The organism is Bradyrhizobium sp. WYCCWR 13022 (assembly GCF_030435535.1).
Classification (GTDB): Bacteria; Pseudomonadota; Alphaproteobacteria; order Rhizobiales; family Xanthobacteraceae; genus Bradyrhizobium.
Map to the genome: position 1 here is coordinate 387,529 of NZ_JAUIZJ010000023.1, position 10,133 is coordinate 397,661.

Consider the following 10,133-nt stretch of genomic DNA (forward strand, 5'->3'; position numbering starts at 1 on the left):
GGCCTAGTACTGCGCAAAGCGCTTGACACGCTGGCGTGACTTAGGCGCCTCGTCCTTTAGACAGTCCAACGCCTCTTGGAAAACTGCACCTTCAACCCTTGAAGCGTTCATCAACTTGGCTTGGCTTTCGAAAACAAGCCACGGGTCATATGCGACATCCGCTAAGAGGTCGCTGCGCTTCTGAGCATCACCTTCTGCAAGCGCAGCGCCAATGCGGCTACGAAGCGGCCACGTGCTGTAGAAGCGCGTCATGACGACTTCCTTGGTCACCCGAGCCCGAATTAATGCGAAGCCGCCCGAGCGCCCTCCATCCATACCCAATGTGAAGCTAAGAGAGTCAAGATCAAGAAGTGTGTTGTACCCCGGGTACCACACGTCGCCATGCTCATCGAATTCCGCGTCCTGGTGCCACGACGCCTTGAGTACTGCCGTTAGACCTTTGTGAAGCGTCGATGTGTTCGAGGTTCCGTAGAACGGACTTGGTGGTGTCCGCACTGAATTGAACCCTTTCGCGATCGTTCCCTGCTTGAAGGAAAGGACATGAGGCATGCCCAGAAGTAGGGTCGTAACTTGCGCGACCTGAGCGACGGTCGCTCCGCTCACAAGCGCAGTGAGGATCGTGGCGGCATCCTCCGGCAGCATATCCGCCGCGCTGCTTCCGCGCCCCTTCTTCGTAATCATGTCGGCTTTCCGCAAAGATTGCAGAGTGGCGACGCCCATTCCCTGGGGCAGACCAAGTGAGGTCGCAATCACGCTCATGAGTGAGCCTGAAGAGGCCATCGCTGTGAACATCTCCTCGAGCAATCATGCTGCTCGTGTACAGAGTTTGGAACGGTCTTCTTAATTCTTCTCTGGCGCTAACGCCATTTTTGCCTGGCTACTTTGGTTAGGTCGACCACCCCAGCGTGGATCGAAGTTCGCTAAGTCACTCCACATGGAGGCATGGCAACGACCCACTGGTGTGCCTCCCATGGTGGCTAGATTTGCGGCCAATTTTGACGAATAGCCACTATCTCTCAACTGTCTCTTAACCATGCAGAGAATTGGCAGGCGAGGTCGGTAACTTTACGCTACCGAAATCAGCCGCAAAGTGGTATGTGATTTATCACATGACACGTTTCTCCTCCTACTCTGCAGCTAGATCTCGACATGGACCAGAGCGATTCTAAGCCCGGCACCTCTCATGAAAAGAGGCGGCCCATGTACGTGTTCACGCGGGCCTCGCGCGCGGGGAAAACTTCCCAGCCATCGATGATGGCAAAGGTATCGTCCCCCATCACAACTGCCAGCAGGCGCCAGTTGAGCGCGGCAGGCTCCGATAAGCTTGTGCGGATCCGGAACGAACAGGCTCGCTATCCCCAGGGACCGACTTGGCCTCTCCAGATGCGCGCGGACATGGTTGCCGCATATCTGGACCTGCGGGACACGAAGGAACTATGCCGAGCGATCACCAGCGGAGACGCTCCTCTGCCAACTGCCGCACGCCTTATCGGCAAACGAACGGAGGTTGTCTGGCTAAAAGATGCGGTCGATCGCTTTGTTTCCAATCGCCCGTGAGTGCCGTCGCTCGTGCCAAATGTGACATCGCCGCTGAGCTATCTCCCGATCGCACGAAAGCCTAGCCCGCGCGGGTTTCAATGATGGCATCTCGGTACAACTAACACTATGGACGACAATCGAAAATCGGCTCTCCACATTTTGTCATTTTGACAAAATTGATTTCGTTTGAAATTTGCCTCGGCGCCCCGAATACTTTTCGCATCGAGATCAAGAGGCCAGCAGCCGCTTCGAGAACGTCCAACATGAAGACCAACGCTGCAGTGTAAAGGCATGACGAGGAATACCAACAAGACGCTCGAGACCTACCTCCCGAGCTTCGGCGGATTCTATCAGACCCACTGGGAGCAGCTGCTCACCGACGTCGAAGAGATGTATACGACTATGCACGCCGAGTCGGAGAGGGCGCAGGGCGGACTGTCGAGGGAGGATCTCGCCGCAATCTTTTCCGAGACGAGGAGCGCTTCCCGTCTCTGCAACGCTCTCGCGAGGTGCTTCTGCGAGCGTTTCGACGAGGAGATGTCGGAGAGGCTCGGCTTCCGGCTGAACCTGAAGTTCGTCAAGCTCAAGAGCCCGAACGAGTACAATTTCACGACCGACCGCATCATCGCCACGATGCCCATGCGGGCGACGAAGCGGCTGTTCAGTCTTAGCATGCGGGACCAGTACGAACGCCTCGCCGACGAGATCAGCGACTGCTTCACGCCCTATCCCGGCTTCGTTCCCTATTACAGCGACAAAGTCAGCGACTGGCTCGCGAAGCCCGTCCAGAAGTGGGACAAGAACGAGCTCTGCGTCCTGCTCGCCGCCTTCGTGGATACCGACATCGACGAGGAGGTCTATCAAGCCGTCGCCGACTACGACGCGTGCAGCGCGTTCGAGGACTCGGTCAACTGGAAGCGGTTCGAAGAGAAGGCGGCCGCCCTACGCCACAGGAAGACGAAGGCGTTTCTGCAGAGCTTCGACTTCGAAGGCGAGGCATCATGAACAAGACGCAGACATACACCCTTTACTTTCCCGAAAATCACATCGACAAGGACGACACGGTAGTCGCGCGGCGGCTGTCGGCCACCGAAGCCATGAAGGTCGTCTTCAGCCACGGCAGCGGCTGGACGACCTGCCTGCAGGAAAACGGTTATGACGCCTTCACGCACTACGTGCTCGCGGCCTGGCCAAACAGGCGCCCGCCCGAGCACACTTTTAACGAACGCCTGCACGCCACGGTGATCCGTAGCGGCGATGCGGAGAAAGACGAGGCGGCCGCGATGGAGATGATCGCCGCTCAGTGCATCCGCTTCAACCATCTCTATTGGGGTGGCCGGGTCGAAAGCGACGAGGCCTTCGACAAGCGGCTGAGCCGCGTGGCGAAGGCGCGCGAGGTGCGGCGGATCGACGGCGAGATCACGACCAAGCTCGTCGACGCCCTGCTGGCCGACGGCTACACCATCACCTGCGACCTGCTAGAGGACGAGCCGGAATTCCAACGGTCGACAGACCGCGACGGAATCTTGGCCTACCTCAGGCAGGTGGAGACGGCGCAACTGGATGTCCATAAAGGCAAGGATCGCCGCTGGATCAACCTGATCTTCGACGAGGCCGGCTGGGACGTGGTTGCCGACTACTCCGTCGACCTCGAGCGCATCATCGAACCGATCTGCGAACCGTACCTGCCGTGGAACCAGCCGGACGCCGACATCCGGGACCATGGCATTCGCGTGATCGCGCTGAACTCGCCGGACGACGTTCTCAAGATCGAGAAGATGCTGAAATGACCGACGACGCCGACGCGCGACTGGAAGAGCGCTTCCATCAAGAAATGACCGAGGGTTATCTCGACGGGCTCAAGCCAGACAATCCGGAGCCATCGACCAACCGATCGCACTCCTACCGCCACGGCTTCGCCAACGGCCGGGACGATCTGGCGCACTCGCCGCGGCTTCCGGCCCAGGTTCTCCGTCTCCTCGCCGACCAGGCGATCAGGGACGACGTGCTCATCGTAAAGGGCATCGTCCGGACGTCTAGCGCGCGTCAGGATCACAGCAGCCGAAAGCGGCCCTCCCGTCACGGAGGACCCGCAAAAGCAAAGGACAGCTCATGAAGCAGTACGACATCACCAACACTTGCGCCGGGACTTACATTAGGGCGCACGTCGGCGAGAAATTCACCGTCCGTATGCCGGAAGTTTCGGGGCGCATCGTCGAGCCCGCGCTCGGCAGCCATCGTACGATCGAGCATACCTGCCGCACCGAAGGCGGCGGGTATGTCGAGTTCGACATGGTGGCGAGAGAGGCGGGATGCGAAGTCGTCGAATTTCCCCTGGTCGAGGAAGGCTGGGACGGAGCGGCCGATCCGGATCCGGCAAGGGCCGAGCCCTATGCCAGCGTCCTTGTCGTCGTTCTCCAGGAACGCGGCGCCTACTAACGCAGATTTCAGCAGGATCGGCGTTCGATAGGCATTTCTGCGCTGACTAAAATCGCAAATGATGGCTCGCTCAAGACGAACCGCTAGGCGGACCGCTGGCCGCGGATCAACTCGGTGAGGTTTTGTCCAAATGCCTATCAAAGAGGGATCGTTATGACCGACCATTCCTTGGATCAGCTTTCTCCTGCGCGGCGCGCCAAGATCGCCGCAAAGGACCGCCGTTATGCGGCCGTTCATGAGGCTGGGCACGTGGTCGTTGCGAGGTATCTCGGGCTATTTGGCGTTCAGGCGGAAATTCGAAAGATTGACCCCCAAGACTACACGGACAAGGAGTGGGTGGGGTCGACCCGATGCCTGATGCTAGACGTCGATGCGAGCACGCGCATCATGGTGGCCGTTGCAGGAGCGGTGGCTGAGGCCTGCTGGCACAACGAGATCTTCGACGAACTGTACACTACGCTGGAGGATTCTCCTGAACAGATGTCGCAATCAGATTGGGAGATGTCCGGCTGTTCTCCTGGCGAGGTATCCGAACAATTCTGGGATGCGATGGAGCAGGTCTTTGAGTTGCTCAATCGAGACACGGGCAAGCTGTGGAATGTGCTTCTGACGGAAGCACGCAGTCTAATCGAAAGATCCCGCCTCGGCGCCGAACATTCGATGCATTCCGAGCCGTGCGGTTTGGCTCGGTAGGACCTCGTCCTTAATCTACAGGCTTTTCGTTCGAGCACGAAAGTTCATTTCAATTTGATGATTGGAGTATTTGCTCAGTCCATATCGAGGACACCACCTACAATACCGACGCCATTTCGGCATACCGACAAAACGCATTAGCCAATTGCATTTGGCGAGGCGTGCGGCACTCTGCTTCAAACAAACGCGGCGAAGCGACTACCATGCAAACGCACTTCGCTCGCGAAACCGCGACGTTCAGCCGGTTGGCGCTGTACAGAAACTCCATTCCACGCGGGGCATCCCCATGACTTGAGGTCGCCATGGAATAGATGACGATGGGCGCCTCCTGGCCCTGAAATTTGTCCACGGTGCCAATTCGAGCGCCGGGAAGTCGCTCCTGAAGTTCGAAGACTTGCGCATTGTATGGCGCGATGATCAGGACATCTTCGAGCGAAATCGGGGACTCACTACCTTTTCGATCGACCCAGGTCGTACCGGATCCCAGGATGTCCGCAATTAGGTCGCGGATCGCATCGGCTTCTTCCGGCGACGAACTCTGATTTCCGTCGTGCTGGACCGGAAGGTAGCGAAGGCCAGAACCGTTGAGTCCGGACTTGGTTCTGATTTCCTGCCGCTCAAGTCCCCGCCGCGACCTCAGGCGACCTTCATAGAATAGTTCCGAATTGAAGGCGCAGATGAGCGGATGCAGCCGCCACGTCTCGTCGAGGAACAAACCCCGATCGACCGGAATGGTCGCATGAGACCCGAGGACATGGTCAAGAGCTGACACGCCAACGCCATCCGGGTGGCTCCCTTGAATTGGCTGCTCCAATTGTCTCGGATCACCCAGTAAGACTACGCTTTGCGCGGCTTGCGCAACGGCCAACACGTTCGCGAGAGCCATCTGCGCGGCTTCATCGATGAACAGCACATCGACGCTTAGGCGTGCGTCCGGCCGGGCCCAGAAATACGATGTCCCCCCGCCGACCGAACAGTTTGTCCGCAACGCGTCGAGGGCATGCTCGTTCTTCTTGACGAACCTTAAGCTGTCGAGATCGTCTTCTTGATGCTTCTCATCGACCTTCTGAACGCAGCGGATCGGAAGACCTTCTTCACCGGCAGCTTCGACGACCTCGTCGAGAAGATTCCGAATGACCTTGTGGCTATTGGCGGTTATCCCAACTCGTTTTCCTGCGCGCACAAGAGCGCAGATCATGCGGGCGCCCGTGAATGTCTTCCCGGCGCCCGGCGGCCCTTGAACCGGATAGACGCTCTGGTCCAACGCAAGCGCAACCCGGGTTGCGGTCTTCAAACTATCCTCGCCAACGCCCTGCAGGCTCGCTCCCTGCAGCCGCGGCGCCGTCGATAGGAGAAGATCGCGCGCGGCGCGGTGCTCGCCGGCTCCTTCAATTCCGTTTTCCGCCACGTACTGTCCCAGCCGGAAGAGAGCCTCGGGACGTTCGTCGCGATCCACCGATTTGTGGCCGAAGACGGCTTCCGGATGGAATTCCGCGGTGTCTCCTCGCTTCTTGATGTCGATGGTCCGATCGTCATGCGAGATGGCGACGACGCTACCGAACTTCTGACCGCCGATGCTCCTGAGCTCGCTGTCGGGCCGAAGATCGGTATCTTGAAGGACAAAGCTGTACCTATGAACAGGCGCCTTTGGGGTGCCGCCTACTGCTTCCTTGAACGTAAGCCCGGAGAGACCGGCGCGTTCGTGGAGGAGGTCCTCGGCGGAAAGATCGCGTAGTCGGAAATATTCCCACCAAACGGCCTTTTTCTCCCGGCCGTGGAAGTCCAGCATAAATGCCAATAGCCAGCGGGCCTGCTGCTCTGTCGTCCGCTCGGCGACGTCGTCGGGGATACCATCCGTAAGCCTTCCGACGAGTACTGCCACCCTCCTCTGCCAATCACCCAGTTTTTCGCTGATCTCCGCGGGCTTTGGAACGGGCCGTTCGATCACTTCGCCGCTGGCAATGAGACTGGCGCGCAGCGCTTCGAGCCATTCCCGCAAAGCGGCCGTCGAGTCGCAGTCATCCTTATTGTAGCCGCGGATCGTGTCCTTATCCGCATCGGGAACGCCGGCGGCATCCGCCATTTCAAGGCGCGCCTGAATCCTGGCCATGACCGCCCCGACGTCCTCCAGCGGAACGCTGCGGGTAAAGGAGTACAGGGGCTCCAGCTTCTTGATCGAATAGCTCTCCACGCTGGCGCGAATCCCGTGACGCACGACGGCGAACAGATCGACGAAGATCTCGGCCCGCAGAAGGTTGTCGACCTCATTCTCGCGCGAGGCATAACGGCCCATAAGGCGCTTCATGGCAGCCGGCTCGTACGGCGCGAAATGGTAGATATGCAGATCAGGGTAGGACTTGAGGCGCTCGGTCACGAAGTCAACGAAGCGCTCGAACGCGGCCCTCTCGTCCCGCCGGTCCGAGGCCCAGTCACCTACGTACTTCGGCTTCTCTTCATGATCGAGGAAGGAGTAGCCGAACAGGAATTCCAAGCCACCTTCCCCAACAAAAGGATCACCCTCGAAATCGAAGAAGATGTCGCCTTGAGACGGCGCGGGAAGCCGTGACAGGCCGAAGCCAGCGATCGGCGGTAGCGCCTCGTACTTCATCGAGCCGCTCGTTCTGCCTTCGACCTGAATTCTCGCCTGCTCGCGTACCTTTTCGTAGCTTTTGGCAGCTCCGCGTTCCGGCCTCCATTCCAAGGGGACGGGCATGGCGGCGAGCGCGGCCGTGCTGTCGACTCCGCGTCTGGTCAATTCTCCGATCTGCGACTTGCTGATACCGGCGACCAGCGACAGGTGGTCGTCCCGCCGCCTTCGATCGTCGCAATCGCGGCGCCAGCGGCAAATGTCGCAATGTTCGATCGGTTCGGGATAGGCGGCGCCGGCGCCCTTGGTGATCGCCGTTTCGAGGCTAGATCTTACGTGCCGGTAGTAGGCTGAGTAGTCGGCGATTCGGTAGGTTTCCGGCTCAAAATTCGTACCCGGGGTTACGACGTGGGCCGCAGTCGGCTCGACACCCTGCATCGCGGAAAGCATGTCCGAATAGAGCGATATCTGCAGAACCGTATTCCCCTTCGTTTCGCGCGAGAGCTTCGTATCGGTAACTTCGTACGACCAGGCGCCGAACCGACTTGGCGTTTCCACGCGGCGGAGCACGTCGGCCCGGCCGTTCCACGTCCCCGATTGCAATGCTCCTTGAACGATGACCGCATCGCCGCGGGTCATGGCCTCCAAAGTCGCCGAAATGGACTTGGGATCCAGCCCTACTCCATCGATCACCGTCACGGTGATGCCGAGCGTCTTCAGGTGATCGATGAAGGCTTGTTCGTGCGCGGCACCGCGCTCGGCAAGGGTTTCGAGAACCGGGTCCCAGACCTTGGGCTTCTGAAGCTCGCCCTTGACCACCTTGAGGTCGAGTTCAGTCAAATACGTGCAGTTCAGGTGCCCGACCAGATCGGTCGAACTAAGGTACAAATTCCCACCGACGTTCTGCATTCCCCACCACAATGCCGTTCGCCGGCGACCCTACTCGGCCGTCTAGCGTGCGCCCATTATGCCATTTTCCTAGGCGATCGGGCTCGAAAGAGGCGAATAATCTACTATAGTCGCGCAAAGAGTGTGGACGGGGGTTGAGCTGGTGGGGGCTGGTACGGTCGAGAAGGCGAGATGGCTGCGCGATTTGCTCCGGTTTCTGCCCTTGCGAAGCCAGTTCGTTCTGTCGGGCAATACCAAGGATCTCCAGATCCATGAGGCCGCGCCCGGCCAGATCACATCTGTATCCCTGACCAGAGCGCTGCCGGACGCACTGAGGGACACCGGCTATGGCCGGATCGCGAGCTTCGATCTTTTGAACGGCTTTAGAGCTCTCGAACCGTCCGACGATAGCTTTCTGACGCATCTTGGGCTGTCGCCCGCTAACGGAACCGCTGCCGGCGGTATCGATCTGTTGGCCTCGACCCTTGAACGGCATATTCCATCCGACGGCCCGCCCTCTGCCCTCATTATCGACTACGCGTCGCGCTTAATCACTCGCAGCGAGGCCCTCTCTCCCGCCGAACATCAGCTATTTTCGCGCGCATTGATCCTTTCCCACTCTGCGCGCGCGCGCCCGGCCGGCGATCGTCGCCAGCCATTTTTCAACACGGTGATCTGGATCGTGGACAAGGAGGGAGACCTTCCCGACTGGTTCCTGATCGGCAATCCACGTATTCGGCACATACCGATCGGTCGGCCCGACCACCTGGCTAGGCGGACCATGATCAGTTCGTTGATGCGGGGACTTCCTGGCGCTCAAAATGCCGAGCCGGCCGACCTGGAGAAATCGACCAATGGATTCGTCGACGAGACCGAAGGACTCCTGCTTCTCGACCTCAGCGCGATCGCACAGCTCTCCCGAAGCGAAAACGTCTCGTTCGATCGCATTTCCGATGCGGTTCGGCGGTTCAAGGTCGGCGTCACCGAAGACCCGTGGCGCAAAATAAGCCACAACAAGATCAGCTCGGCGGACGAGTTCGTAAGGCGCCGCGTGAAGGGGCAGGCGCACGCCGTCACTCACATGCTCGACATCGTGAAGCGCGCCGTCACCGGCATAGGGCAATCGCCGAGGGGAGGCCGACCGAGGGGCGTCGCTTTCCTCGCCGGCCCCACCGGGGTCGGGAAGACGGAACTCGCGAAGACCATTACTAGCCTGCTCTTCGGCGACGACAGCGCATACATCCGCTTCGACATGTCCGAGTTCAGCGCCGAGCATTCCGATCAGCGCTTGATCGGTGCCCCACCCGGCTACGTCGGCTACGACGTCGGCGGCGAACTCACCAACGCGATCCGGGAAAAGCCATTCAGTGTCGTCCTTTTCGACGAGATCGAGAAGGCACACCCGAGAATCCTCGATAAATTCCTTCAGATCCTGGACGACGGCGTTCTCACCTCAGGACGAGGGGATCGCGTCTACTTCTCCGAAGCTTTCATCGTCTTCACCTCCAATCTCGGTATCTACACCCCCGGCCCCGCGGGCGAGCGGATCGCGAACGTGACGCCCGAGGAGACGTTCGATGCGGTCAAGCGGAAGGTGCGCGCCGAGATCGAAAAGCACTTCAAGCAAGTGCTCAACCGTCCGGAAATCCTGAATCGCATCGGCGAGAACGTGATCGTCTTCGATTTCATTCGCGGCGATGTCGCCAACGAGATCTTCGACCAGATGGTGGACAACCTGCTGAACGACATCAAATCGCTAGGCTACGAGGTGACACTGTCGCAGCAGGCCCGCGCGACGCTGCGAGGTCTATGCTTGGCGGATCTTTCGAACGGCGGACGCGGCATACGCAATCAGGTCGAAGCCCATCTCATCAACCCGCTTTCGCGCGGTCTGTTCGATAGTGGCGCAGCAGCAGGAAGCCGATTTCGGGTCTTGGAAGTTGAAACCGGGGCATCGTCGACGCTTCGGCTCGAAAGCGAGCCCTAG

8 protein-coding genes are annotated in these 10,133 nt (G+C 59.4%); 6 read left to right on the plus strand and 2 right to left on the minus strand.

Going from position 1 to position 10,133, the window contains the following annotated elements:
• Window positions 1-3: 3 nt before the first annotated feature.
• The gene (locus tag QY049_RS28870) at window positions 4-804 is read right to left on the minus strand and encodes a hypothetical protein (protein WP_301270337.1); all 801 of its coding nucleotides are present in this window, start codon (window positions 802-804) and stop codon (window positions 4-6) included.
• A 1,026-nt stretch (window positions 805-1,830) separates the two neighbouring features.
• On the opposite strand from QY049_RS28870, the gene QY049_RS28875 reads away from it, so the two are divergent.
• From QY049_RS28875 to QY049_RS28895, 5 genes are all read left to right on the plus strand, one after another.
• Window positions 1,831-2,544, plus strand: a complete 714-nt coding sequence (locus QY049_RS28875) for a hypothetical protein (RefSeq protein WP_301270338.1) — start codon at window positions 1,831-1,833, stop codon at window positions 2,542-2,544.
• Window positions 2,541-3,329 carry a hypothetical protein gene (locus tag QY049_RS28880; protein ID WP_301270339.1) on the plus strand — a complete coding sequence of 263 codons (789 nt, stop codon included), beginning with the start codon at window positions 2,541-2,543 and terminating at the stop codon, window positions 3,327-3,329. Before QY049_RS28875 ends, QY049_RS28880 begins: the two co-directional genes overlap by 4 nt.
• Window positions 3,326-3,655: a hypothetical protein gene (locus QY049_RS28885; protein WP_301270340.1), complete on the plus strand. Its 330-nt coding sequence runs from the start codon at window positions 3,326-3,328 to the stop codon at window positions 3,653-3,655. Before QY049_RS28880 ends, QY049_RS28885 begins: the two co-directional genes overlap by 4 nt.
• Window positions 3,652-3,978, plus strand: a complete 327-nt coding sequence (locus QY049_RS28890) for a hypothetical protein (protein ID WP_301270341.1) — start codon at window positions 3,652-3,654, stop codon at window positions 3,976-3,978. Before QY049_RS28885 ends, QY049_RS28890 begins: the two co-directional genes overlap by 4 nt.
• A gap of 153 nt (window positions 3,979-4,131) precedes the next feature.
• Entirely contained in the window at window positions 4,132-4,671 is a 540-nt protein-coding gene (locus QY049_RS28895) for a hypothetical protein (protein WP_301270342.1), read from the plus strand.
• Between the two features lie 97 nt (window positions 4,672-4,768).
• Here the strand turns inward: QY049_RS28895 and QY049_RS28900 are convergent, their stop codons facing one another.
• Entirely contained in the window at window positions 4,769-8,167 is a 3,399-nt protein-coding gene (locus QY049_RS28900; protein ID WP_301270343.1) for a TM0106 family RecB-like putative nuclease, read from the minus strand.
• Window positions 8,168-8,309: 142 nt separating this feature from the next.
• Here QY049_RS28900 and QY049_RS28905 point away from each other — a divergent pair, with 142 nt between their 5' ends.
• Complete coding sequence (locus tag QY049_RS28905; RefSeq protein ID WP_301270344.1) at window positions 8,310-10,133, plus strand: AAA family ATPase; 1,824 nt, start codon at window positions 8,310-8,312, stop codon at window positions 10,131-10,133.

Coding starts and splice junctions, on each gene's coding strand:
- QY049_RS28875 (WP_301270338.1), top strand. CDS start 1,831: ATGACGAGGAATACCAACAAGACGCTCGAGACCTACCTCCCGAGCTTC.
- QY049_RS28880 (WP_301270339.1), top strand. CDS start 2,541: ATGAACAAGACGCAGACATACACCCTTTACTTTCCCGAAAATCACATC.
- QY049_RS28885 (WP_301270340.1), top strand. CDS start 3,326: ATGACCGACGACGCCGACGCGCGACTGGAAGAGCGCTTCCATCAAGAA.
- QY049_RS28890 (WP_301270341.1), top strand. CDS start 3,652: ATGAAGCAGTACGACATCACCAACACTTGCGCCGGGACTTACATTAGG.
- QY049_RS28895 (WP_301270342.1), top strand. CDS start 4,132: ATGACCGACCATTCCTTGGATCAGCTTTCTCCTGCGCGGCGCGCCAAG.
- QY049_RS28900 (WP_301270343.1), bottom strand. CDS start 8,167: ATGCAGAACGTCGGTGGGAATTTGTACCTTAGTTCGACCGATCTGGTC.